The following is a 24976-nucleotide window of genomic DNA, read 5'->3' on the forward strand; positions in this document are numbered from 1 at the left end:
CCCCAGACGATGAGATTTATCGGTAAAATTTTGCTGACGTTCGTCCTGCTTCTGGTACTGGCGATCGTGCTGGTGTACGTCCTATTACAGACCCGCTGGGCGGCGGGCAAACTCAGTACCTGGGTCACGGATAACAGTGATTACCGGCTCGCCGTCGAAAAAGTGGACCATGACTGGTCAACGCCGGGGCGGGTGACGCTCACCAATGTCATCTTCGGGCAGAAAAATCAGCCAGAAACTCTCAGCGCCGGTGAAGTCGATCTCGATTTAAGCTGGCGTCAGATTACTGAACCCCGCTTTTTCGACCGCGTCGTGCTGGTCAACGGGCGACTGAACATCAGCCCTTCCGCCATGAACCTGCCTTTGCAGGCCAATACGCTGCAACTGAGCAAAATGGCGCTGACCGGCAATGCGGCAGGAATGGAGATCCAGGGTCAGCAGATCAATGCCGGGATTTCGCCATGGCAACCCAAACCCCACCAACTGCTGGGCGATAAAGCAGATTTTCAGTTGAGCGCGGCGAATCTGACCGTCAACGGACTTCCCACTGAAAACGTCCTGATTCAGGGTAACCTGAATAATAAAATTCTCACGCTGGGCAATTTTGGCGGCGATCTGGCGCGCGGTCAGCTCACCGGCAAAGCCACTCAGGCAGCGGACGGCAGCTGGAACATTGAAAATCTGCGTCTGAGCAATGTACGCCTGCAAACGTCCAAATCGCTTTCTGAGTTTTTCGATGATTTCCAGACGTTGCCAAAAGTCACCCTCAAACGGCTTGATCTGATCGACGCCCGTTTGCAGGGAACCGACTGGGCATTCAGCGATGTTGATCTTTCCGTACAGGATGTGACGCTGGAAAAAGGCGACTGGCAAAGCGATGACGGCGAAATCTCGCTAAACGCGACTGATATGATTAACGGCAATTTGCATATTCAGGATCCGATCATCAATCTCGACCTGACTGCGCAAGGCATTTCAATCAAGCAGGCTACGGCACGCTGGGAGCGCAGTTTGTTGCGTACCACCGGCAACTGGCTCCGCGCTAATAAACGCCTGCAACTTGATGAGCTTTCTGTCGCCGGGCTGGAATACACGCTGCCGCAAAACTGGAGACAGCTCTGGTTACAGCCACTGCCGGATTCACTGGCTGAAATCTCGATTGGCCGTTTGATTGCCAACAGAAACCTGATTATTGACATCGATCCACAGTTCCCCTTCCAGCTGACAGCGCTGGACGGGCTGGGTAATAATCTGCTGCTGGCGCGTAACCATCAGTGGGGGATCTGGAATGGTAAGCTGAATCTGAACGCCAGCGAAGCGACATTCAACCGCAACGACGTGCGTCGCCCTTCCATTACTCTGGAGGCTAATGACCGTCAGGTAAATATTTCAGAGCTGAGTGCGTTCACGAAAGAGGGATTGCTGGAAGCCACCGGGATGGTGGATCAGCAACCACAGCGCCAGTTTTCGGTGAAAATGACCGGGCGCGCCGTGCCCGCTAATCAGCTGGAAAACTGGGGATGGCCGCATCTGCAACTTGAAGGTAACGCCAATATGCAGCTCAATCTGCAAGGGCAGATGCCGGCTAACGTGGATTACAAGCCAACGCTGAATGGCACACTTCAGGTGAACGGCGCCAACGGTCAGATTATCAACCAGAGAATGCTGAACGGACTGGTTTCCGGCGCGACAGCGCCATAACTGCCAGCGCTGTATTCTGAAACGAAAAAGCACCGCCATCGCGGTGCTTTTTTATGCGCTTACAGTGGGCTGAAAATTAGTTAATTGCAGGTTCCAGCGGCGCACCGGGTGCAGCAGGCAGAACAAGATACGTGCCTTCAAACACTGCGCCTTCGGCCTCATCGCCGTATAAATTCACTTCAAGCTGCACACGAGCTTTACGCCCGCGCGCCAGACGGTCCAGATCGCCACTGATTGAACCAAGATCGGCCACCGCACGCGGCCTGCCGGTCACCGGCGAACTGTACCGAATATGCGCATCGGCCAGAACAATAGTCCCGCCAAGGTGACGCTCACGTAGCAGTAACCAAATCAGCCCCCAGCCGGTCAGCGTCGCGAGTGAAAATAAGCTGCCCGCAAAAAGCGTATGGTGCGGATTCTGATTGCCGTTCTCCGGCATCGTGGTAACAAACCGCTGGCCGGTATACTGGCTGATCCGCACGCCCATTTTTTCGCTGAGAGGAATATGATCGTACCAGGCTTGTTGCAGCTGACCGCACCAGTCGGGGCGATGGAGTATGTCATCCAGCGTTTCAACCGGTTTAATCATTAGGAAGTGGCGCACCGGCGTGGTTTGCGGCGTGGTAATTTCCCCCTGGTTGATGAAACCCAGTTTGGCAAAAAACTCTACGGCGTCTTCACGGGCACTACACACCACGCGCTTAACGCCTTCCTGACGCGCCACAGACTCCAGGGTCATCGCCACCAGCGTTCCCAGCCCTTTATCCTGCACATCGGGGTCAACCGCCAGGAAGCGGATAGAGGCCTCATTGTCGGCATTAATATATAAACGGCCTACAGCGACCGGACAGCCCTGCTCATCCACCACCATCTGATGATGCGCAATGGAATCGTAAGCATCACGCTCTGAACCTTCGGGCTGACGCAACGGCTTGCGCAACATTTCCCAGCGAAATCGGTAATAGTCGGCCAGTTCTTTTTCGGTCGTCGGTACTCTCAGGTGATACATAATTGTGTTCTCTCCGGCGTTTATGCCTCTTCGATCAGACTTGTAGCCAGAAGGTCACCGGCCCGTCGTTCACCAGCGCCACTTTCATATCCGCAGCAAAGCGGCCGGTTTCGGTAGCGATACCTTTTTCACGGCACTGCCCGCAGAAATACTGATACAGACGGTCGGCTTCCTGCGGCTCTGCGCCGCGTGAAAAACCGGGGCGCATGCCTTTTTGCGTGTCCGCCGCCAGCGTAAACTGCGATACGACCAGCAGGCTTCCTCCCGCCTGCTGGACGTTTAGATTCATTTTGTCGTTTTCGTCACCGAATATCCGGTACCCGATGACCCGTTCAGACAGGCGTTTGGCTTTTTGCTCATCATCCCCCTGCTCGACACCCAGTAACACCAGCAATCCCGGCCCGATCTCACCACAGATTTCGCCATCAATGGTGACGCTGGCATTTAACACCCGCTGAATTAACGCAATCATAAAAACCCTTCTGACTGATTATTCTGCTGCCACATCTTGAGCAGACTGCAATTTTCTCAGAGACCGAAACTCGCCGAGCGTCACGGTGATTTCTGCCCCCAAAAGCACGATACACCAGCTGACATAGACCCAAAGAAATAAAATGGGGATCACCGCCAGAACGCCATAAATCAGCTGATATGACGGGAAAAGCTGGATATATAAAGCAAAGATTTTCTTACTTAATTCAAATAATGCACCAGAGAAGAGCGCACCAATCAGCGCATCTTTCGCCGGTACTCTGACCGTCGGTACGACCTGATACAACAGCCAGAAAGATATCCATGAAATCAGCAATGGCAGAATGCGCAGAGCATGGTCGATCAGCGAATGTACGCCGCTGATATTCAGCCAATTCAGCGATAGCAAATAGGAGCTGATGGCCACGCTGGCGACCAGCAGGATTGGCCCGAGAGTCAGCACCATCCAGTACACGGCGAAGGAGAATACGATCGGGCGTTTCGTTTTGCTGTCCCAGATTTTGTTCAGCACGCTGTCTACCGAGGCTATCAAAAGCAGCGCGGTGACGATTAAGCCGCAGGTGCCCACGGCGGTCATTTTGCTGGAGTTCGCCACAAATTGTTCGAGATAACGCTGAATGGTATTGCCGGTCGCAGGCATGAAGTTAGAGAAAATAAAGGTTTTGAGCTGCGCGCTGATATCCGAAAAAACCGGAAATAAGGCGAACAACGAAAAGACCACTGCGATAAGCGGCACGAGAGAAAGCAAGGAGACATAGGCTAAATGGCCCGCCAGAAGCGTCAGGCCATCCTTATCTGAACGCCGCAGAAGCAGGCGCGTAAATTTCCAGCATGATTTCGGGTAGTGGCTCAGTGCCCGTTTCTGCATCACAACATCCTTCAGGAAAAGTACTTCGGTACTGTCTGATTATCTTCCACCCACACAGATTCAATCCCCACGGCACGCGCCGCTTCGATATTCTCGATCACATCATCAAAGAATACGGCTTCACCGGCACTCACGCCTTCATGGGCCAGCACATGCTGGAAAATGCCCGGCTCAGGTTTTCTCATGCCGATGTTTTGTGAAAGATAAATGGCGTCGGTGTTGGCTTCAATTTCAGGATAATTTTGCGGCCAGAAATCCAGATGCAGGCGGTTGGTATTCGATAAGACCACCACGCGATGCCCCTGCTGGCGCAGCGTCTTGAAGATCTCAATCACTTCAGGGCGCAAGCCGACAAACACCGACTGCCAGCCAAGGCTGAACTGTTCGAAGCTCAGCGCGATGCCCAATTCATGGCAGAGTTCGGCGGCAAACTCTTCGTCGCTGATTTCACCCCGTTCGTGCTTCTGGAAGACTTCGCCCATTGAGAATCGCTCAGTCAGCGTCGCAAGCGGGGTTCCGCTGAAATTGCTCCACACGCCAAGAACACGTTTGAAATCAATATCAATAATGACGTTTCCCATATCAAAAATGTACAGCATTGCACGCTCCTGATTTCAAAGATGACTGTTAACTTTAGCGGTAAAACGTACAGCTGAACAGTGACAGAATTGCGGGATGGCACGCAGGGGCAGAAAAAAAACATAAAAAAAACAGGGTACCAAAGGCACCCTGTTTCTGTGTAACGGCTTACGTTAAAGAAGATTACGCTTCTTTAGGACCACGCATTGCACGTTTACGATCGTTCTCGGTCAGGTGACGTTTACGGATACGCACAGACAGAGGAGTCACTTCGACCAGTTCGTCATCATCGATGAATTCCAGAGCTTGCTCCAGAGACATTTTGATAGCAGGAACCAGAGTCGTTGCTTCGTCAGTACCAGACGCACGCATGTTGGTCAGTTTCTTACCGGTCAGACAGTTCACAGTCAGGTCGTTAGAACGTGAGTGAATACCGATGATCTGGCCTTCATACACTTCTGCGCCGTGGCCCAGGAACAATTTACCGCGGTCTTGCAGGCTGTACAGTGCGAACGCAACTGCTTTACCCTGACCGTTAGAAATCAGCACGCCGTTCTGACGCTGGCCGATTTCACCCTGACGAACATCATCGTAGTGACTGAATGTGGAGTACAGCAGACCGGTACCTGAAGTCATGGTCATGAATTCAGTACGGAAGCCGATCAGGCCACGTGCTGGGATCAGATAATCAAGACGGATACGACCTTTGCCGTCTGGGATCATGTCTTTGACATCGCCTTTACGCTCACCCATGGCCTGCATAACAGAACCCTGGTGTTGCTCTTCGATATCCAGTGTCACGTTCTCGAATGGCTCTTGCATGCGGCCATCGATTTTACGGTTGATTACTTTAGGACGGGAAACCGCCAGCTCGAAACCTTCGCGACGCATGTTTTCGATCAAAACCGACAGGTGAAGTTCACCACGGCCTGAAACGCGGAATGCATCAGCATCTTCAGTTTCGTCAACGCGCAATGCCACGTTGTGCACCAGCTCTTTGTTCAGACGATCAAGGATCTGACGTGAAGTCACATACTTGCCTTCTTTACCACAGAACGGAGAGGTGTTGACGTTGAAGTACATGGTAACGGTTGGTTCATCAACGCTCAGCGCTGGCAGTGCTTCTACATTTGCCGGGTCACAGATAGTGTCGGAAATGTTCAGCTCACCCAGACCGGTGATTGCGATGATATCGCCCGCTTCAGCAACGGTCGCTTCGATACGCTCAAGGCCCATGTGGGTCAGAACTTTACCGACTTTACCGTTACGGGTTTTGCCTTCGCTGTCGATCACAGTGACCTGTTGGTTAGGCTTAACCGTACCACGTTTGATACGGCCGATGCCGATAACGCCAACGTAGTTGTTGTAATCCAGCTGAGAGATTTGCATCTGGAAAGGTGCTTCCATCTCAACTTGTGGCGGAGATACGTGGTCAACAATCGCCTGATACAGCGGGGTCATGTCTTCGGCCATATCGTTATGGTCAGTACCCGCGATACCCAACAATGCAGATGCATAGATGATTGGGAAATCGAGTTGTTCGTCGGTTGCGTCCAGGTTTACGAACAGGTCGAAGACCTGATCAACAACCCAGTCAGGACGCGCGCCAGGGCGGTCAACCTTGTTGATTACCACGATCGGCTTCAGACCATTAGCGAAGGCTTTTTTAGTCACGAAGCGGGTTTGCGGCATTGGGCCATCCATTGCATCCACAACCAGCAGCACCGAGTCGACCATTGACATCACACGCTCAACCTCACCGCCGAAGTCGGCGTGTCCTGGGGTATCCACGATGTTGATGCGGTAGTCTTTCCAATTAATGGCGGTGTTTTTTGCGAGGATGGTAATCCCACGCTCTTTCTCCAAATCGTTGGAGTCCATTACGCGTTCGGTAGCTTCTGCACGTTCTCCGAAAGTACCGGATTGTTGCAGCAGCTTGTCGACCAGGGTGGTTTTACCATGGTCAACGTGGGCAATAATGGCGATGTTACGCAAATTTTCGATCACAGCTTTGCCTCAGGCATTAGAAATAGCGCGCTATTGTACACGTATTAAGCGAGGTTCTAAACAAGATCACAAGGATCTTGTTGAAACAACTTAAGGATGGTTACTTTGTGATCCCTTTCACGGTGCAAAAAGAACACTGAACCAATATGACGCACCACTTTGGTGCTTTACATCTCACGATTAGCACCATTGTAGTGCATAACTTCCGTTATGGTGCATACTTATTGAGAGCAAGAGCCCTGTAAAATGGCGTTGTTAGCATTTTCTCAAAGTTGGCACAGTTTTCGCTATACCCTTTACAGGGTGAAAAGAGTCTTATCAGACAATAATAGTGCTGTTTAGGCCACACGCCAGTTCCAGTAAGGCTGTTATTTCCAACTAAAGACCAAAAAATGGTTATTCGTTCCACGACGATAATGAGAAATTCGGGAGAACTAGTATGTCCGCTGAACACGTTTTGACGATGCTGAATGAGCATGAAGTGAAATTTGTAGATTTACGTTTCACTGATACCAAAGGCAAAGAACAGCACGTCACCATTCCTGCACACCAGGTTAGCGCCGACTTCTTCGAAGAAGGTAAAATGTTTGATGGCTCTTCAATCGGTGGCTGGAAAGGCATTAACGAATCTGACATGGTTCTGATGCCAGATGCCAGCACTGCTGTTCTGGACCCATTCTTTGAAGAAACCACGCTGATCATTCGTTGCGATATCCTTGAGCCAACAACGCTACAAGGTTATGACCGTGACCCACGTTCAACGTCTAAGCGTGCAGAAGATTTCCTGCGTGCTTCCGGCATCGCGGACACCGTTCTGTTCGGGCCAGAGCCAGAATTCTTCCTGTTTGATGATGTGCGTTTCGGCAGCAGCATCTCCGGTTCTCACGTCGCTATCGATGATATCGAAGGCGCATGGAACTCTGCGACCAAATACGAAGGCGGCAACAAAGGCCACCGTCCTGCAGTAAAAGGCGGCTACTTCCCGGTACCTCCGGTCGACTCCTCTCAGGATCTGCGTTCTACCATGTGTCTGACCATGGAAGAAATGGGCCTGGTTGTTGAAGCTCACCACCACGAAGTAGCAACTGCTGGTCAGAACGAAGTGGCAACCCGCTTCAACACCATGACCAAGAAAGCTGACGAAATCCAAATCTACAAATACGTGGTTCACAACGTGGCTCACGCATTTGGCAAAACCGCGACCTTCATGCCAAAACCAATGTTTGGCGATAACGGCTCCGGTATGCACTGCCATATGTCTTTGTTCAAGAACGGTAACAACCTGTTCTCTGGCGACAAATACGGCGGCCTGTCTGAAATGGCACTGTTCTACATCGGCGGTATCATCAAGCATGCTAAAGCGATCAACGCCTACGCTAACCCGACCACCAACTCCTACAAGCGTTTGGTCCCGGGCTACGAAGCACCAGTAATGCTGGCGTATTCTGCGCGTAACCGTTCTGCATCCATCCGTATTCCACACGTATCAAGCCCTAAAGCGATGCGTATCGAAGCACGTTTCCCTGATCCAGCGGCTAACCCATACCTGGCGTTCGCTGCGCTGATGATGGCTGGCGTCGACGGTATCATCAACAAAATCCATCCTGGTGATGCGATGGATAAAAACCTGTATGACCTGCCACCGGAAGAAGAAGCAGAAATTCCAAAAGTTGCAGGTTCACTGGAAGAAGCGATGAACTGCCTGAGCGAAGACCGCGAGTTCCTGACCCGTGGCGGCGTGTTCACCGATGACGCGATCGATGCTTACATCGCTCTGCGTAAAGAAGAGATGGATCGCGTTCGTATGACTCCGCACCCGGTTGAGTTCGAACTGTACTACAGCGTTTAATAAATCAGCGTCTGCTCTTTCGATCAGAGCTGAACTCAGCGCCCGTCTTCGTACAGGCGCTGAGCGGAATACCCGACTGAAGGTCAGGTAGTGAGAAAACCTTCAGCGTCAAAATCAAGTAAGACGATTTAATTTGTTGCCGTGGAAACTTTCAGCCCATCTCCGGATGGGCTTTTTTCTCCACACTCTTTCCTGCTCAACCCCTCTGACCCGTGAATCTGCCGGGTAACGAGATAAAATGCACCCATCCGGTGCGGGAGACTGCGGTATGGCAACTGGCAAACTGCCCGATGCTGGGCAGATCCTGAATTCCTTAATCAACAGCGTTCTGTTGTTGGACGACGATTTGGCGGTGCATTACGCCAATCCGGCGGCTCAGCAGCTGCTGGCGCAAAGTTCCCGCAAACTTTTTGGCACACCTTTGCCAGAGCTGGTGGGATATTTTTCGCTGAATATCGAGTTGATGCGTGAAAGTCTGACGGCCGGACAGGGCTTTACAGACAGCGAAGTCACTCTGGTGGTGGATGGCCGCGCGCATGTGCTGTCACTGACCGCCCAGATGCTGCCAGAAGGTTTCATTCTGGTGGAACTGGCCCCAATGGATAATCAGCGCAAGCTGAGCCAGGAACAATTGCAACATGCTCAACAAGTTGCCGCGCGTGATTTGATCCGCGGTCTGGCGCATGAAATTAAAAATCCGCTCGGTGGATTGCGTGGCGCAGCTCAGTTGTTATCCAGAGCGCTCCCTGATCCGGCGCTCCTGGAATACACCAAAGTCATTATTGAGCAGGCCGACCGCCTGCGTAATCTGGTAGATCGTTTACTGGGGCCACAGCGCCCAAGCCAGCACGTGACACAAAGCATTCATCAGGTTGCAGAACGTGTTTGCCAGCTGGTGTCGATGGAGAAGCCGGATAATGTTCAGTTGGTGAGGGACTACGACCCGAGCCTGCCAGAACTGGCGCACGATCCCGATCAGATTGAACAGATTTTGTTGAACATCACCCGCAATGCTCTGCAGGCACTCGGGGAGGAAGGCGGCACAATTACACTGCGTACGCGCACTGCTTTCCAGATCACGTTACATGGCGTGCGTTATCGTCTGGCGGCCCGTATCGATATTGAAGATGACGGCCCCGGCGTACCGGCCCATTTGCAGGACACCCTTTTTTACCCCATGGTCAGTGGCCGCGAGGGAGGCACAGGTTTGGGCCTGTCCATCGCGCGCAGTTTGATTGATCAGCATTCGGGTAAAGTTGAATTTAACAGTTGGCCAGGACACACCGAATTCTCGGTTTTCCTGCCTATTCGCCAGTGAGGTTCTTATGCAACGAGGGATAGTCTGGATCGTCGATGACGATAGCTCCATCCGCTGGGTACTTGAACGTGCGCTCACTGGGGCAGGTTTACACTGCACTACGTTTGAAAGCGGTAATGACGTGCTGGAAGCCATTGCGACTCAAACCCCTGACGTATTGTTATCAGATATTCGCATGCCCGGCATGGACGGTTTAGCGCTGCTGAAACAGATTAAACAGCGCCATCCGATGCTTCCGGTCATCATAATGACCGCGCATTCCGATCTCGATGCTGCCGTCAGTGCATATCAGCAAGGCGCGTTTGATTATCTGCCAAAACCCTTCGACATTGATGAAGCCGTAGCGCTGGTAGAACGCGCCATCAGTCATTATCAGGAACAACAACAACCGGCCCGCACGCAGCCCGCCAGCGGTCCGACGGCTGACATTATTGGCGAAGCGCCAGCCATGCAGGATGTTTTCCGCATCATTGGCCGTCTGTCCCGCTCGTCGATCAGTGTGCTGATCAACGGAGAATCAGGCACCGGTAAAGAACTGGTGGCGCATGCTCTTCACCGCCACAGCCCGCGCGCTAAAGCCCCTTTTATCGCGTTGAATATGGCGGCAATCCCGAAAGACCTGATCGAGTCGGAACTGTTCGGCCACGAGAAAGGCGCATTTACTGGCGCGAATACTGTTCGTCAGGGGCGTTTTGAGCAGGCCGACAACGGCACGCTGTTCCTCGATGAGATTGGCGATATGCCGCTCGACGTACAAACCCGCCTGCTGCGCGTGCTGGCAGACGGTCAGTTCTATCGCGTCGGTGGCTATGCGCCGGTGAAAGTCGATGTGCGAATCATCGCAGCGACTCACCAGAATCTGGAACTTCGGGTTCAGGAAGGCAAATTCCGTGAGGATTTATTCCACCGTCTGAATGTGATCCGCGTGCATTTGCCACCGCTGCGTGAACGTCGTGAAGATATTCCGCGTCTGGCACGCTACTTCCTGCAAGTTGCCGCGAAGGAGCTGGGCGTAGAAGCGAAGAACTTGCATCCGGAAACAGAAACTGCGCTGACGCGTCTGCCGTGGCAAGGTAACGTGCGCCAGCTGGAGAACACCTGTCGCTGGTTAACCGTGATGGCGGCCGGTCAGGAAGTGCTGATTCAGGACTTGCCGAGCGAGCTGTTTGAAACCTCGGCGCCCGAAGCGGGCGGACAGAGTTTGCCAGACAGTTGGGCAACGCTGCTGGCACAGTGGGCGGATCGCGCGCTGCGTTCCGGTCATCAAAACCTGTTGTCAGAAGCACAGCCTGAAATGGAACGTACTTTGCTGACCACGGCGCTGCGCCATACGCAAGGGCACAAGCAGGAAGCCGCTCGTTTACTGGGCTGGGGGCGTAATACCCTGACACGTAAACTCAAAGAACTGGGCATGGAATAACACCCGTGTGAAAAGCAAAACAGCCGCAAAAGCGGCTGTTTTTGTTTGGGGAAACGCTGAGTTCGCCGGTCAGATCACGCGGGAGAATTGCTGCTGACGGACCTGGCGGCGTAAATAGATATCAAAACACATGCAAATATTGCGGATCAACAGACGTCCGCGCGGCGTGACCTGAATATGTTTCTTGCTCACCTCCACCAGTCCGTCTTCCACCAGCGGCACCAGCAACGCTAAGTCTTCGGCAAAGTACTCATTGAACTCAATACCGTAACGTTTCTCGATATCTGCAAAATCCAGTTCGAAATGGCAGATCAGTGCTTTGATCACATCACGGCGCAGGCAGTCATCGTGGGTCATCTCCAGCCCCCGCCAGAGTGCATTTCCCTGCCCTTCAACCCGCGCGTAATAAGTTTTCAGGTCTTTCTCGTTTTGCGCATAGGTATCACCCAGCATGCTGATCGCGGAAACGCCCATGCCAAGCAAATCACTGTCGCCCTGCGTGGTGTAGCCCTGAAAATTGCGGTGCAATTTGCCTTCGCGCTGCGCAATCGCCAGTTCGTCATTCGGGCGGGCAAAGTGATCCATCCCGATAAAACGGTAACCGGATTCTGTCAGTGAACTGATGGTTTCCTGCAAGATTTTCAGTTTCTCTTTCGCACCGGGCAAATCTGCATCTTTGATTTTGCGTTGAGCGGCGAAAAGATTGGGCATATGCGCATAGTTGAATACGCTAAGGCGATCGGGGTTCAGCGCTGCAACGCGTTGCAGCGTATAGGCAAAACTTTCGGCTGTTTGTTTTGGCAGGCCGTAAATGAGATCGATATTGGTCGAGTTAAAACCCAGCGCGCGCGCGCGTTCGATCAAAGCAAAAATGAAGTCTTCGTCCTGCTCACGATTTACCAGACGCTGTACTTCTTTGTTGAAATCCTGCACGCCCATGCTCAGACGATTGAAGCCTTCGTTGCGCAGGTGATCCAGCACATCCAGCTCGATTTCACGCGGATCAAGCTCCAGCGACATCTCTGCATCCGGCAGGAGAGTGAAATGTTCACGCAGAAGGGCCATCAGACGGCTTATCTGGGCTTTAGTCAGATAAGTTGGAGTACCACCGCCCCAATGGAGTTGACTGACGTGACGGCCCTTAAAGAGCGGCGCACGGTGGCGGATCTCTTTCTCGAGTACGTTCAGGTATTCTTCGGCTTTGTGCTGCTGACGGGTGACCAGCTTATTACAGCCACAGAAGTAGCAGAGCTTATGGCAGAACGGAATGTGCACATAAAGCGAGAGGGAACGCTCGGGATAACGGGCAGCGGCTTTTTCAAAGGCTGCATCGTCGTAGCTTTCGCTGAATTCAAGTGCTGTTGGGTAGGATGTGTATCGCGGACCCGAGTAGTTGTACTTCTGGATCAGCGCTAAATCCCAGACGGTTGTCTGTTCTGACATGGGTGACTCACTCCTTCCGGCGTCGGATGCTACCGGTTCGCCTTACCGGCAGGCTTTTGGCCTGCCGTGCAAAGGTCGCTCTGCGCAAACGTGCTTTGGTTTTCGATAACCGCCATAGTTTACCGAATAACCAAAGCAGATAACATGCAAAGAGTAAGGCTATTGCCGGAATGACCCAGCTCATGGCTTAGAAACCGTCTGTCGGGTTCCCACGCTTGAGCAGCTGCATCATGTCTTCGTTCTTTTCTTCTTCTTCATCATCTTCGTCATCGCCAAGTTCGATACCCAGCAATTCCATCAGAACGTCGATGCGATCCAGAGTCTGATCAACATATGCCTGATCTTCGGCGCTCAGTGCTTTGCCGTCATCAATAAGATCCAGCAAACCATCCAGACGCTGATCATTTTCCAGCAACGTCAGTTCTTCTTCCGGCGTCATTTTTGGTTTCGGGTCTTGCACTGGCTGTGCGACTTTCTTCGCTTTCGGTGCATTGTTCATGACGGTTTCAACGATCAATGGCACTGCTTTTTTACTGCCGATGCGCGGATCGGTTTTCTTCGCCGCTGCACCGCTTTGGTTTTGGTTTGCATCCGGGTTCGCACGGGAACCTGCCTTACGGCCGCGGCGGCGGTTGTCACGCTTGCGTTCACGCGCTTCAATATCGAGCTCGACGCGATTCTTTTTTCTCTTCGGTTTAGCTGTCGCGGTATTGGCGCGCGGGGCTTTCGCTGGCTGTTTCATGGCTTCTGCTCTTAGGTGTGTACATTTAGTATAGATTTGCGGCGGAATCTAGCAGAAAGCGAACAAAGAAAAAAGGCAGCAAGTGGACCTTGCTGCCTTTTTCTTTCCTTCGTGCGAAGGATATTCATCAAACACTTTCCCTGTATAGCGTCAACGTCCCGGTTTTTCCTTTGCCTTTCAGGGCCTCCCGCCCCGTTCATCCTTAAAGCGCCCTGCATTTCCTGTATTCCCTGAAGGCTCTTATCGTCCATGTTTCCATTCTTGCCTTCATTGCGTAAGAAATACTTTACCCTATCGCCGCAAAGGCTCAAGATACTGCCCTGTCGTCTTATGCTTCCAGCCAGTGCTTTATTTTTATCGCATTGAATCTAAAGTGAATTAAAAAATTTGGCGACCCAATAAGCGCAATAACCCGCATTATGAATAGCAAATGTCTTACATCATGAAGGCCATTTTCCCCCGCCTTCATCTCTGTGGTCCCTTCGCATCATCATTCGGATTGTAAAAACACTGAACGTATCCGGGCGCAGTTGCAGTTATAATCGCCAGTCAGCCAGATACACAAGCCTCACGGAGACGCACGTTTTGACCAGCCAAACTTACAACTATCATATGACCCATTTCGTCCTGAGCGCCCCGGATATCCGGCATCTGCCGAGTGACGCAGGCATTGAAGTCGCATTTGCTGGTCGTTCAAACGCCGGCAAATCCAGTGCGCTGAATACGCTGACCCAGCAGAAAAGCCTGGCGCGAATCAGTAAAACCCCTGGCCGTACGCAATTAATTAACTTGTTTGAAGTGGAGCCAGGTATTCGTCTGGTCGATCTTCCGGGTTATGGCTATGCGCAAGTCCCGGAAGAAATGAAACGCAAATGGCAGCGTTCGCTGGGCGAATACCTGCAAATGCGTAATTCGCTGAAAGGGCTGGTGGTGTTGATGGATATCCGTCACCCGCTTAAAGATCTCGATCAGCAGATGATTCAGTGGGCTGTTGATGTGGGTACGCCAGTGATGTTGCTGCTGACCAAGGCTGACAAACTGGCCTCGGGCGCACGTCAGGCACAAGTCAAAATGGTCCGTGAAGCCGTAAAAGAATTTATGGGTGACATCCAGGTCGAAGCGTTCTCTTCGCCGAAGAAGATGGGTGTGGACAAACTCAATGACAAGCTGAACACCTGGTTCAATGAAATTCCGCCAGAAGTGTTGGAAGATGAACTTTCCGGCGAATGAGCCGCAGACAAAAACTGTAAGTAAAGAACATCACGGGCGGCCATCGGGTCGTCCGTTTTTTTTTGCACTTTTCCACTTGCTGACTGAATTCAACATCAAAACCGGCCAGTTATCCTGATAAAAGCACAATAAAAAACGCCCCAGACATAAATGCCTGGGGCGGCTAAAATATTCAGCCAAATCCGATTACGTGAAGTAAAAGGTCTGAAAGATAGAACATCTTACCTCTGTACCCTACGAGAGAAACTTTACCCTATTTCATGACGGGGAAAAAGAACTTTTTGTAGTTTACTTACACAATAATTGAGGATTATGCGATCACCTTCATGGTCTGAACCTATAATCCTGTAGCTTAATTACAAAAAAAGCTTAATAACTATCCACTTAGTGAGCCTGATCCCAATTCTCGCCAGTACCTACATCCACTTTCAACGGAACGGCCAGTTCCATGCTTGATTCCATCAGATCGCGGATTTTCTCACTTGCGGCCTCAACGTCGTCATTATGAACCTCAAAAACCAATTCATCGTGTACTTGCATAATGATGCGGGCACGCGGGGCATCTGGTTGTTTCAGCCAGTCCGCGACCTTTATCATCGCTCGCTTGATGATGTCAGCAGCCGTTCCCTGCATTGGGGCATTGATTGCGGCGCGCTCGGCACCCTTACGACGCATGGCGTTGCTGGATTTAATATCCGGCAGATACAAGCGGCGACCGTCAAGCGTTTCAACATAGCCTTGTTCAGAAGCCTGCGTCCGCGTGCGTTCCATATATTGGAGAACGCCCGGATAGCGTTCAAAATAGAGATCCATATAACGCTGGGATTCTTTACGCGGAATGTTCAACTGGCGCGAAAGACCAAATGCGCTCATGCCGTAAATCAGGCCGAAGTTGATGGCCTTCGCACTACGGCGCTGCTCGCCGGTGACGCTCTCCAGCGGTGTGCCAAAGACTTCAGCCGCTGTAGCCCGGTGAATATCTTTACCTTCCGCAAAGGCTTTCAGCAGCCCCTCATCTTTCGATAAATGCGCCATGATGCGCAATTCGATTTGCGAGTAGTCAGCAGCCAGAATGCAGTAATCTTTCGGTGCAATAAAAGCCTGACGGATGCGACGGCCTTCATCGTTACGCACCGGAATGTTTTGCAAGTTTGGATCACTGGATGACAGGCGTCCGGTCGCTGTGACAGCCTGATGATAAGACGTGTGCACGCGGCCAGACTGCGGATTGATCATCAACGGCAGTTTGTCGGTGTACGTCGATTTCAGCTTCGCCAGACCGCGATACTCCAGAATGACTTTCGGCAGTGGATAATCCAGCGCCAGTTCAGCCAGCACCTCTTCATTTGTTGAAGGTGCTCCACCCGGCGTTTTCTTCAGTATCGGCAGCTTTTGTTTTTCATACAAAATGGCCTGCAACTGCTTAGTCGACGACAGGTTAAAAGGTTCTTCCGCCAGCTCATGCGCTTTGTTTTCCAGTTCATTCAGGCGGATGGCCAGTTCTTTGGAATGCGCAGCTAAAATATGCTGGTCTATCAGGACACCAGTACGCTCAATGTGAGACAGAACCGGCACCAGCGGCATTTCGATATCGGTGAATACTTTCTTCAGTGATTCGCTTTCCTGAATACGCGGCCAGAGAGTCTGATGCAGTTGTAGCGTGACATCGGCATCTTCCGCTGCATACGGCGCAGCCTGTTCAAGCGCGATCTGGTTGAAAGTCAGCTGGTTTTTACCTTTGCCGGCGATTTCTTCAAAACCGACCGTTTTATGGCCCAGATAACGGTCTGCCAGGCTGTCCATATCATGACGACCTGAGACACTGTCGAGCACGTAAGATTCGAGCATGGTATCAAACGCAATTCCTTTCATTTCGATGTCATAGCGCAGCAGGATGCCGCGATCGAATTTCAGGTTTTGTCCGACTTTCAACTGCTTCTCATCTTCCAGCAAAGGCTTGAGTTGTTTCAGTACATCAGTGCGATCCAGCTGCGTCGGTGCATCCAGATAATCATGCGCGACGGGAAGATAAGCCGCTTTACCCGCTTCAGTCGCGAAAGATAACCCAATCAGATTAGCCGTCAGAGTATCCAGGCCATCGGTTTCAGTATCGAATGCGAAAACTTCAGAGGCTTTCAGGTAGCCGATCCACTGATCAAGCGTGTCCTGATCGAGAATAGTGACGTAACCGTCCTGAGTAAGCTGATTACGCTCGACGGGTTCAGCCGCAGGCATATCTGCAGCGAGTGAGCCTTTCTTGGCAGAAGATGTCACTTTTGCAGCTGATTTTTTACCGCTCAGCCAGGTGCCGGATTCAACATCGGTCAGCCAGCGCTTGAACTCATAACGGCCAAACAGCTGATGAAGTTCATCGGCGTCCGGTTCGGAGACTGTCAGCTCGGCACAAGTCACATCCAGTTTGACGTCAGTTTTGATCGTTGCCAGCTGGTAAGAGAGGTAAGCAACGTCTTTATTATCAGCCAGTTTCGCCGCCATAGTTTTAGAACCACGGAAGCTTAATGTAGAAATCTTATCAAGGTCGGCATACAACGCATCGAGTCCACCAATCCCCTGTAATAGTGCCTGCGCAGTTTTTTCGCCAACGCCCGGCACACCCGGAATGTTGTCCGAGGAATCACCCATCAGGGCCAGAAAATCGATAATCAGTTCCGGGGGCACGCCATATTTTTCAACGACTTCATCAGGCCCGAGGATCGCGTTGTTCATGGTGTTAATCAGCGTCACACCCGGCGTGACCAGCTGCGCCATGTCTTTGTCGCCGGTACTTATCAGCACGGCATGACCCGCCTTCTCAGCTTCGAGTGCCAGTGTGCCAATCACGTCGTCCGCTTCTACGCCTGACACCACCAGCAACGGTAATCCCATCGCTTTCACCATCTGATGCAGGGGTTCAATTTGCGAACGCAGATCGTCAGGCATTGGGGGACGGTGAGATTTGTACTGATCAAAGAGTTCATCACGGAAGGTTTTGCCTTTCGCGTCAAACACCACAGCAACATGGCTCGGCGTGTATTGCAGCAACAAACTGCGCAACATGTTCAGCACGCCGTACATCGCGCCCGTCGGTTCACCCTGGGAGTTGGTCAACGGGGGAAACGCATGGTAAGCGCGGTAGAGGTAGGACGAACCGTCTACCAGGATCAATGGGTTTTCTGCTATCTGGGCCATAACTCTTCTTTATTCGTGATCAGACATGCCCTAAGGATGCCATAGCCGGCGGGAAAGACGAACCTTGCGAAGGAAATTCATTGCAAACTTGCGGGGGATCTCGAAGGATCATCCTGTGGATAAGTTTGTGAATAGTTTTTATAGGAAATGATTAGTTGAGGGTGGTGAGAAAATCATCTCTAATTTTAAGTACTGCTATCATCAGGTTATCGCGTTTTAACATGAAAGATTGATGTAATAGAAACTTAATAGCTATTGTGGATAGTAATATTCATTGGAAGTGGAACATAATTAAAATCATTTATATTGCAGGTTTTTTCCTAACTTAAAACATCCATTTTTGGAGGATATAATGCCAGCTACTTAGCTGGCATTGGGATGATGAATTCTTATTTTTTGGTCGCCAGGAAATTGATCACATCTGAATATTGTTTGACATACATATCCATAGAACTGGTATCAAGACCGTCGTTTTTCACCATATATTTGCCATTTACAAATACAGAGGGAACGCCTTGCAGACCCAGGTCAGCGGCGGCTTTCTCTTGTTGTACAACCAGAGATTTCACCACAAAGCTGTTCAGTGCGGCATCGTAATCTTCGCCTTTCACACCGGCCTGAATAAAGACTTTACGAATATCATCAGCATTCTGCACAGACTGTTGCTTCTGCACGGCATCAAACATCAACGGGCTGACTTTATCTTCTACGCCCAGCGCGATGGCCACAGCCCACGCCTGTGTTAATTGCTTACCTAACGGGCCCAGGAATTCAACGTGGTATTTGGTATATTTAACATCTTTAGGCAGGTTCTTACGGATGCTGTCAGATACATGCCAGACTTGTTCAAACTGATAACAGTGTGGGCAATAAAATGAGAAAAACTCGAGTACCTGTGGCTCATTAGCAACGGTTTTATCTAAAGTAACGTACTGTGCACCATCTGAAAATTGTGCCGCAGATACACTGAAGGCCATAACCATACCAACCAGTGCCAGGAATATCTTTTTCATATAAAGCCTATCTCCAATTAATTAAATTTCGACGTTAATCATGACTCAATACATAGGCATCAACTGCAAAGGAGGTGCCTTTAGTTTCTTAATTTGCTCATTAAACGCAGCAATCTGACCTCGCCAAAAGTCTTCGTCCGTCATCCACGGAAAACTTTTAGGAAACGCAGGATCTTCCCAGCGACGAGCAACCCAGGCCAGATAATAGACCATGCGCATCGCACGCAGCGGTTCAATTAATGTCAGTTCGCGGGCATCAAAATCAGCGAATTCTTCATACGCTTCCAGCAAAACATCCAGCTGAAGGCGCTGTTCGCTCTGATCACCGTGAAGTAACATCCAGAGATCCTGTATCGCGGGGCCATTGCGCGCATCATCCATATCGACAAAAAGCGGGCCATCACGCCAGAGAATATTACCCGGATGACAATCGCCATGCAGGCGCAGCGGCTGCCAGTCAGTATGCCAATACTCTTTTGTCGTGTTGATCAGATTATCTGTTGCCTGTAAGAAAGGCTCACGCAGGCTTTTGGGGATCAATGGACATTTTGCAAGTACTTCAAGCGGTTGCGCAAAATATTCATCAAGACCCATCGTCGGGCGGGCAGCAAAGAGACTTTCTCTGCCTACCTGATGAATACGGCCCAGGAAACGCCCAACCCACTCCAGCTGGTCGAGGTTATCGATTTCATACTGGCGGCCACCCACGCTGGGAAACACGGTAAACATGTAACCCTGATGATGATGTAATGTGTTTTCATTGATGGCAAGCGGGGCTACTGCAGGTATTTCAGCCTCAGACATATCGTGTGAAAAACGGTGCTCTTCATGAATCTGCTCTTCAGTCCAGCGTTCCGGACGATAGAACTTCACCACATAGCGTTTTCTGTCTTCGCAGAGAAACTGATATACCCGATTCTCATAGCTGTTTAAGGCAGTGAGGCCGGACTCTGCACGCAGGCCGACACTCTCTAGCGCATCAAGGATAAGATCCGGCGACAATGCCTGAAAATTGAAAGCTGAATTATTCATAACTTCATTCGGATTGGCCGCGCAGAAAAATGACAATGGGAAATAGTATCATCTATTTTTCGCGGTTCGCATGAAGTTCACATAAGTTTACATCAATCTTTAATCACACCGCGGGCACGCAAAAGTGCCGTTTTAAAATCATCCTCATAGTCTTTCTTCAGACCAGGGATTTCCGCTGAGCTGTCAGTACCACGCATTTTAAGGTGATAAATCAAGGTATCGTCGCTCAATTCCGCTAAGGGACCCTGATATCCGCTCTCTCCCGCCAGTTTCTGAATAAACTCCATCAGGTTAAGGTCGCAGTCTTCTTTCCATGCCGGGTGTAATAACTCAATCAACTCGTTTACGCGATGTTCTTTCATGATGTTCTCTTTCCATATGTATCAGACCTTAAAAATAACAGGGTTATTTCCTCAGGGAAAGAACAAGCTTATTGCAGCAAAGTTAAACCTGCTTGGGTTGGAAGTAAGACGTTACAATGACCAGAATACTGAGACTTTTGCAGGGGAATATCATGGAGCGCAATTGTATTACCGGCGTCATTTTATCTGGTGGCCGGTCGAGCAGAATGGGAGAGGATAAGGGGCTGGTTAAGGCCAACGGCAAGCCCCTCTTTGAACACATCGCTGAGAGGCTTCGTCCGCAGGTGGGAGAGATCCTGATCAGCTGCAACCAGAACACTGAACAGTACGGCAAAGAGTTCCGGACAGTCCCTGATCTTATTCAGAATTTCTCCGGCCCGCTCGCCGGCATGTTGGCCGCTTTAACAGTAAGCAAAACAGAATGGGTGTTGTTCGTGCCTTGTGATGTCCCCGGATTCCCAGACAACTTAGCAGATGCTTTTCTGGCGGAAATTGCAGGCCAGCAAGCCGCCTATGCGCGGGATGCTGTGCGGGAACACCCTACTCTTTGTCTGCTAAACCGTAGCCTTATCCCGACATTAAAAACATACCTGGAAAATGGCGATCGGAAAGTGATGATTTTTTTCGATAATATTGATGCCAAACCCGTTCTTTTTCACGATGCGTCACAGTTCTCCAATCTCAATACTCAGGGAGATGTTTTACTTTGGCAGAACAGCCAGACAGGGCATCCACAATGAACAAAACGGATATCCCACTGCTTGGCATAGTTGCGTACAGCGGAACAGGTAAAACAACATTACTGAAACAGCTAATTCCTTATCTCAGACAGCGCGGTATTCGCATCGGGCTGATAAAGCATACTCATCATGCAGTTGACGTTGATACGCCCGGTAAAGACAGTTTTGAGCTAAGAAAGGCAGGAGCGGACCAGACGATGGTCGCCAGCAGTCATCGATGGGCTTTAATGACAGAAACACCACAGCAGGAAGCTCCTGATCTGGGGTATCTGGCATCGCGTTTTGATCGTAGTAATCTGGATATGGTTTTAGTCGAAGGATTTAAACACGAAGAAATCGACAAAATTGTGCTGCACAGAAAGGAAAACGGCAGATCTTTAGAGGGTCTGATTGATTCTCATGTCATCGCCGTGGCCAGTAATCGTTTGCCGCCACTCGTCTTGGAATCAATTACGTTACTTGATCTTAATAAGATCGATGAAATCGGAGAATTTATCGTCACATGGCTCGGAAACCAGAACAAATAGAATGTCTTTATTTGCCAGTTTTCACCAAATCCCAGACAGCAAAAAGCCCTGTACGTCAGTACAGGGCTTTCCACTTGTTTGATGCCTGGCAGTTCCCTACTCTCGCATGGGGAGACCCCACACTACCATCGGCGCTACGGCGTTTCACTTCTGAGTTCGGCATGGGGTCAGGTGGGACCACCGCGCTAGTGCCGCCAGGCAAATTCTGTTTCATCCATACCGCCACGCACCGTGATTTCTCACAACGCCTCGCCATACGAACCAATCTCGGAACGTCGCTGAAAATCTACTTCACCACGCTCGCGCGCAGCAGAGTCACTCTAATCAAAACACCTTTGGTGTTGTAAGGTTAAGCCTCTCGGGTCATTAGTACTGGTTAGCTCAATGCATCGCTGCACTTACACACCCAGCCTATCAACGTCTTAGTCTTAAACGTCCCTTCAGGTGGCTTAAAGCCACAGGGAAGACTCATCTCGAGGCAAGTTTCGCGCTTAGATGCTTTCAGCGCTTATCTTTTCCGCATTTAGCTACCGGGCAATGCCATTGGCATGACAACCCGAACACCAGTGATGCGTCCACTCCGGTCCTCTCGTACTAGGAGCAGCCCCTCTCAATCTTCCAACGCCCACGGCAGATAGGGACCGAACTGTCTCACGACGTTCTAAACCCAGCTCGCGTACCACTTTAAACGGCGAACAGCCGTACCCTTGGGACCTACTTCAGCCCCAGGATGTGATGAGCCGACATCGAGGTGCCAAACACCGCCGTCGATATGAACTCTTGGGCGGTATCAGCCTGTTATCCCCGGAGTACCTTTTATCCGTTGAGCGATGGCCCTTCCATTCAGAACCACCGGATCACTATGACCTACTTTCGTACCTGCTCGAGCCGTCACTCTCGCAGTCAAGCTAGCTTATGCCATTGCACTAACCTCACGATGTCCGACCGTGATTAGCTAACCTTCGTGCTCCTCCGTTACTCTTTAGGAGGAGACCGCCCCAGTCAAACTACCCACCAGACACTGTCCTCACCCCGGATCACGGGGCCGAGTTAGAACATCAAACATTAAAGGGTGGTATTTCAAGGTTGGCTCCACGCAGACTGGCGTCCACGCTTCAAAGCCTCCCACCTATCCTACACATCAAGGCTCAATGTTCAGTGTCAAGCTATAGTAAAGGTTCACGGGGTCTTTCCGTCTTGCCGCGGGTACACTGCATCTTCACAGCGAGTTCAATTTCACTGAGTCTCGGGTGGAGACAGCCTGGCCATCATTACGCCATTCGTGCAGGTCGGAACTTACCCGACAAGGAATTTCGCTACCTTAGGACCGTTATAGTTACGGCCGCCGTTTACCGGGGCTTCGATCAAGAGCTTCGCATTGCTGCTAACCCCATCAATTAACCTTCCGGCACCGGGCAGGCGTCACACCGTATACGTCCACTTTCGTGTTTGCACAGTGCTGTGTTTTTATTAAACAGTTGCAGCCAGCTGGTATCTGCGACTGGCTTCGGCTCCGAGAGCAAGTCTCTTCACCTACGCGCCAGCGTGCCTTCTCCCGAAGTTACGGCACCATTTTGCCTAGTTCCTTCACCCGAGTTCTCTCAAGCGCCTGAGTATTCTCTACCTGACCACCTGTGTCGGTTTGGGGTACGATTTCGTGTTACCTGGAGCTTAGAGGCTTTTCCTGGAAGCATGGCATCAACTACTTCACCACCGTAGTGGCTCGTTATCACGCCTCAGGGTTGAATATGTAACCGGATTTACCAAGTCACACCCCCTACACGCTTGAACCGGGACAACCGTCGCCCGGCTAGCCTAGCCTTCTCCGTCCCCCCTTCGCAGTAACACCAAGTGCTGGAATATTAACCAGCTTCCCATCGACTACGCTTTTCAGCCTCGCCTTAGGGGTCGACTCACCCTGCCCCGATTAACGTTGGACAGGAACCCTTGGTCTTCCGGCGTGCGGGTTTTTCACCCGCATTATCGTTACTTATGTCAGCATTCGCACTTCTGATACCTCCAGCACCCCTCACAGGACACCTTCGACGGCTTACAGAACGCTCCCCTACCCAACAACGCCTAAGCGTCGCTGCCGCAGCTTCGGTGCATGGTTTAGCCCCGTTACATCTTCCGCGCAGGCCGACTCGACCAGTGAGCTATTACGCTTTCTTTAAATGATGGCTGCTTCTAAGCCAACATCCTGGCTGTCTATGCCTTCCCACATCGTTTCCCACTTAACCATGACTTTGGGACCTTAGCTGGCGGTCTGGGTTGTTTCCCTCTTCACGACGGACGTTAGCACCCGCCGTGTGTCTCCCGTGATAACATTCTTCGGTATTCGGAGTTTGCATCGAGTTGGTAAGCCGGGATGGCCCCCTAGTCGAAACAGTGCTCTACCCCCGAAGATGAGTTCACGAGGCGCTACCTAAATAGCTTTCGGGGAGAACCAGCTATCTCCCGGTTTGATTGGCCTTTCACCCCCAGCCACAAGTCATCCGCTAATTTTTCAACATTAGTCGGTTCGGTCCTCCAGTTAGTGTTACCCAACCTTCAACCTGCCCATGGCTAGATCACCGGGTTTCGGGTCTATACCTTGCAACTTGACGCCCAGTTAAGACTCGGTTTCCCTACGGCTCCCCTATTCGGTTAACCTTGCTACAAAATATAAGTCGCTGACCCATTATACAAAAGGTACGCAGTCACCCAACAAAGTAGGCTCCCACTGCTTGTACGTACACGGTTTCAGGTTCTATTTCACTCCCCTCGCCGGGGTTCTTTTCGCCTTTCCCTCACGGTACTGGTTCACTATCGGTCAGTCAGGAGTATTTAGCCTTGGAGGATGGTCCCCCCATATTCAGACAGGATGTCACGTGTCCCGCCCTACTCATCGAACTCACAATAAGTGCATTTTTGTGTACGGGACTATCACCCTATACTGTGCGACTTTCCAGACGCTTCCACTAATGCACAAACTGATTCAGGTTCTGGGCTCTTCCCCGTTCGCTCGCCGCTACTGGGGGAATCTCGGTTGATTTCTTTTCCTCGGGGTACTTAGATGTTTCAGTTCCCCCGGTTCGCCTTGCATGGCTATGTATTCACCATGCAATAGTGTGTCGAAACACACTGGGTTTCCCCATTCGGGTATCGTCGGTTATAACGGTTCATATCACCTTACCGACGCTTTTCGCAGATTAGCACGCCCTTCATCGCCTCTGACTGCCTAGGCATCCACCGTGTACGCTTAGTCGCTTAACCTCACAACCCGAAGGTGTCTTAAAAGACATCGTCGCATTGCGATTATTTGAGAGACTCTATTACAGACAAAATCATCACTCAGTACTTCTACGGAGAGTGATGTTCAGCTGTAATGTTTCAATTTTCAGCTTGTTCCAGATTGTTAAAGAGCAATATCTTAAACACGACTCGTTAAAGTCATCTTTAAGATATTCGGTGAT

The 24976-nt window shown here is 50.9% G+C and carries 19 protein-coding genes and 2 rRNA genes; 7 read left to right on the forward strand and 14 right to left on the reverse strand.

Going from position 1 to position 24976, the window contains the following annotated elements; all coding sequences use genetic code 11:
* Positions 1 to 9 precede the first annotated feature (9 nt).
* Entirely contained in the window at positions 10 to 1701 is a 1692-nt protein-coding gene (locus I2123_RS01720; RefSeq protein ID WP_213051673.1) for an AsmA family protein, read from the forward strand.
* Between the two features lie 76 nt (positions 1702 to 1777).
* Here the strand turns inward: I2123_RS01720 and fabY are convergent, their stop codons facing one another.
* The 5 genes from fabY to typA all read right to left on the reverse strand — a co-directional run bounded on the left by fabY (position 1778) and on the right by typA (position 6656).
* A complete protein-coding gene (gene fabY, locus I2123_RS01725) occupies positions 1778 to 2710 on the reverse strand; it encodes a fatty acid biosynthesis protein FabY (RefSeq protein ID WP_112165198.1) in 933 nt (310 codons plus the stop codon).
* Positions 2711 to 2744: 34 nt separating this feature from the next.
* A complete protein-coding gene (gene dtd / locus I2123_RS01730; protein WP_112165200.1) occupies positions 2745 to 3182 on the reverse strand; it encodes a D-aminoacyl-tRNA deacylase in 438 nt (145 codons plus the stop codon).
* Between the two features lie 18 nt (positions 3183 to 3200).
* Positions 3201 to 4070 (reverse strand): virulence factor BrkB family protein, encoded by an 870-nt coding sequence (locus I2123_RS01735; protein WP_112165203.1) that lies wholly within the window; start codon positions 4068 to 4070, stop codon positions 3201 to 3203.
* Between the two features lie 11 nt (positions 4071 to 4081).
* Positions 4082 to 4669 carry a glucose-1-phosphatase gene (gene yihX, locus I2123_RS01740; protein ID WP_213051674.1) on the reverse strand — a complete coding sequence of 196 codons (588 nt, stop codon included), beginning with the start codon at positions 4667 to 4669 and terminating at the stop codon, positions 4082 to 4084.
* Between the two features lie 163 nt (positions 4670 to 4832).
* Complete coding sequence (gene typA, locus I2123_RS01745) at positions 4833 to 6656, reverse strand: ribosome-dependent GTPase TypA (RefSeq protein WP_112165207.1); 1824 nt, start codon at positions 6654 to 6656, stop codon at positions 4833 to 4835.
* Between the two features lie 439 nt (positions 6657 to 7095).
* On the opposite strand from typA, the gene glnA reads away from it, so the two are divergent.
* From glnA to glnG, 3 genes are all read left to right on the forward strand, one after another.
* A complete protein-coding gene (gene glnA / locus I2123_RS01750; RefSeq protein ID WP_112165209.1) occupies positions 7096 to 8505 on the forward strand; it encodes a glutamate--ammonia ligase in 1410 nt (469 codons plus the stop codon).
* A 268-nt stretch (positions 8506 to 8773) separates the two neighbouring features.
* Entirely contained in the window at positions 8774 to 9823 is a 1050-nt protein-coding gene (gene glnL / locus I2123_RS01755; protein WP_112165211.1) for a nitrogen regulation protein NR(II), read from the forward strand.
* 7 nt (positions 9824 to 9830) lie between these two features.
* Positions 9831 to 11243, forward strand: a complete 1413-nt coding sequence (glnG, locus tag I2123_RS01760) for a nitrogen regulation protein NR(I) (protein ID WP_112165213.1) — start codon at positions 9831 to 9833, stop codon at positions 11241 to 11243.
* A gap of 69 nt (positions 11244 to 11312) precedes the next feature.
* Here the strand turns inward: glnG and hemN are convergent, their stop codons facing one another.
* Both hemN and yihI read right to left on the reverse strand, forming a co-directional pair.
* Positions 11313 to 12686, reverse strand: a complete 1374-nt coding sequence (hemN, locus tag I2123_RS01765; protein ID WP_213051675.1) for an oxygen-independent coproporphyrinogen III oxidase — start codon at positions 12684 to 12686, stop codon at positions 11313 to 11315.
* A 187-nt stretch (positions 12687 to 12873) separates the two neighbouring features.
* On the reverse strand, positions 12874 to 13428 hold the full coding sequence (gene yihI, locus I2123_RS01770; RefSeq protein WP_112165219.1) for a Der GTPase-activating protein YihI: 555 nt from the start codon (positions 13426 to 13428) through the stop codon (positions 12874 to 12876).
* 585 nt (positions 13429 to 14013) lie between these two features.
* Between yihI and yihA the strand changes: the two genes are divergently transcribed.
* Positions 14014 to 14658 carry a ribosome biogenesis GTP-binding protein YihA/YsxC gene (yihA, locus tag I2123_RS01775; RefSeq protein ID WP_112165221.1) on the forward strand — a complete coding sequence of 215 codons (645 nt, stop codon included), beginning with the start codon at positions 14014 to 14016 and terminating at the stop codon, positions 14656 to 14658.
* Between the two features lie 172 nt (positions 14659 to 14830).
* On the opposite strand, the gene spfP is transcribed toward yihA, so the two are convergent.
* The 5 genes from spfP to I2123_RS01795 form a co-directional block, all read right to left on the reverse strand.
* The gene (gene spfP, locus I2123_RS25855; RefSeq protein WP_071892919.1) at positions 14831 to 14878 is read right to left on the reverse strand and encodes a small protein SpfP; all 48 of its coding nucleotides are present in this window, start codon (positions 14876 to 14878) and stop codon (positions 14831 to 14833) included.
* A gap of 164 nt (positions 14879 to 15042) precedes the next feature.
* Positions 15043 to 17847, reverse strand: a complete 2805-nt coding sequence (gene polA, locus I2123_RS01780) for a DNA polymerase I (protein ID WP_213051676.1) — start codon at positions 17845 to 17847, stop codon at positions 15043 to 15045.
* A 389-nt stretch (positions 17848 to 18236) separates the two neighbouring features.
* On the reverse strand, positions 18237 to 18860 hold the full coding sequence (gene dsbA, locus I2123_RS01785; RefSeq protein ID WP_056777623.1) for a thiol:disulfide interchange protein DsbA: 624 nt from the start codon (positions 18858 to 18860) through the stop codon (positions 18237 to 18239).
* Positions 18861 to 18905: 45 nt separating this feature from the next.
* Positions 18906 to 19892, reverse strand: coding sequence for a serine/threonine protein kinase (locus I2123_RS01790; RefSeq protein WP_213051677.1), 987 nt, complete (start codon positions 19890 to 19892; stop codon positions 18906 to 18908).
* A 92-nt stretch (positions 19893 to 19984) separates the two neighbouring features.
* A complete protein-coding gene (locus tag I2123_RS01795; protein WP_112165227.1) occupies positions 19985 to 20254 on the reverse strand; it encodes a YihD family protein in 270 nt (89 codons plus the stop codon).
* A 152-nt stretch (positions 20255 to 20406) separates the two neighbouring features.
* Between I2123_RS01795 and mobA the strand changes: the two genes are divergently transcribed.
* Positions 20407 to 20994, forward strand: a complete 588-nt coding sequence (gene mobA / locus I2123_RS01800; RefSeq protein ID WP_213051678.1) for a molybdenum cofactor guanylyltransferase MobA — start codon at positions 20407 to 20409, stop codon at positions 20992 to 20994.
* Entirely contained in the window at positions 20991 to 21521 is a 531-nt protein-coding gene (gene mobB, locus I2123_RS01805) for a molybdopterin-guanine dinucleotide biosynthesis protein MobB (RefSeq protein WP_213051679.1), read from the forward strand. Before mobA ends, mobB begins: the two co-directional genes overlap by 4 nt.
* An 83-nt stretch (positions 21522 to 21604) precedes the next feature.
* Here mobB and rrf read toward each other — a convergent pair.
* Positions 21605 to 21720: ribosomal RNA gene (gene rrf / locus I2123_RS01810) — 5S ribosomal RNA — on the reverse strand.
* A gap of 146 nt (positions 21721 to 21866) precedes the next feature.
* Positions 21867 to 24776, reverse strand: a 23S ribosomal RNA gene (locus I2123_RS01815).
* Between the last annotated feature and the right edge of the window lie 200 nt (positions 24777 to 24976).

Origin of the sequence: Rahnella inusitata (genome assembly GCF_018288855.1) — a bacterium.
Taxonomy (GTDB): domain Bacteria; phylum Pseudomonadota; class Gammaproteobacteria; order Enterobacterales; family Enterobacteriaceae; genus Rahnella; species Rahnella inusitata.

Bases quoted from the DNA above. Each gene is read 5' to 3' on its own strand.
- dtd (WP_112165200.1), bottom strand. From the start codon at position 3,182: ATGATTGCGTTAATTCAGCGGGTGTTAAATGCCAGCGTCACCATTGAT.
- I2123_RS01790 (WP_213051677.1), bottom strand. From the start codon at position 19,892: ATGAATAATTCAGCTTTCAATTTTCAGGCATTGTCGCCGGATCTTATC.
- fabY (WP_112165198.1), bottom strand. From the start codon at position 2,710: ATGTATCACCTGAGAGTACCGACGACCGAAAAAGAACTGGCCGACTAT.
- hemN (WP_213051675.1), bottom strand. From the start codon at position 12,686: ATGTCAGAACAGACAACCGTCTGGGATTTAGCGCTGATCCAGAAGTAC.
- mobB (WP_213051679.1), top strand. From the start codon at position 20,991: ATGAACAAAACGGATATCCCACTGCTTGGCATAGTTGCGTACAGCGGA.
- glnL (WP_112165211.1), top strand. From the start codon at position 8,774: ATGGCAACTGGCAAACTGCCCGATGCTGGGCAGATCCTGAATTCCTTA.
- mobA (WP_213051678.1), top strand. From the start codon at position 20,407: ATGGAGCGCAATTGTATTACCGGCGTCATTTTATCTGGTGGCCGGTCG.
- yihX (WP_213051674.1), bottom strand. From the start codon at position 4,669: ATGCTGTACATTTTTGATATGGGAAACGTCATTATTGATATTGATTTC.
- glnA (WP_112165209.1), top strand. From the start codon at position 7,096: ATGTCCGCTGAACACGTTTTGACGATGCTGAATGAGCATGAAGTGAAA.
- glnG (WP_112165213.1), top strand. From the start codon at position 9,831: ATGCAACGAGGGATAGTCTGGATCGTCGATGACGATAGCTCCATCCGC.
- I2123_RS01795 (WP_112165227.1), bottom strand. From the start codon at position 20,254: ATGAAAGAACATCGCGTAAACGAGTTGATTGAGTTATTACACCCGGCA.
- polA (WP_213051676.1), bottom strand. From the start codon at position 17,847: ATGGCCCAGATAGCAGAAAACCCATTGATCCTGGTAGACGGTTCGTCC.
- dsbA (WP_056777623.1), bottom strand. From the start codon at position 18,860: ATGAAAAAGATATTCCTGGCACTGGTTGGTATGGTTATGGCCTTCAGT.
- yihI (WP_112165219.1), bottom strand. From the start codon at position 13,428: ATGAAACAGCCAGCGAAAGCCCCGCGCGCCAATACCGCGACAGCTAAA.
- I2123_RS01735 (WP_112165203.1), bottom strand. From the start codon at position 4,070: ATGCAGAAACGGGCACTGAGCCACTACCCGAAATCATGCTGGAAATTT.
- I2123_RS01720 (WP_213051673.1), top strand. From the start codon at position 10: ATGAGATTTATCGGTAAAATTTTGCTGACGTTCGTCCTGCTTCTGGTA.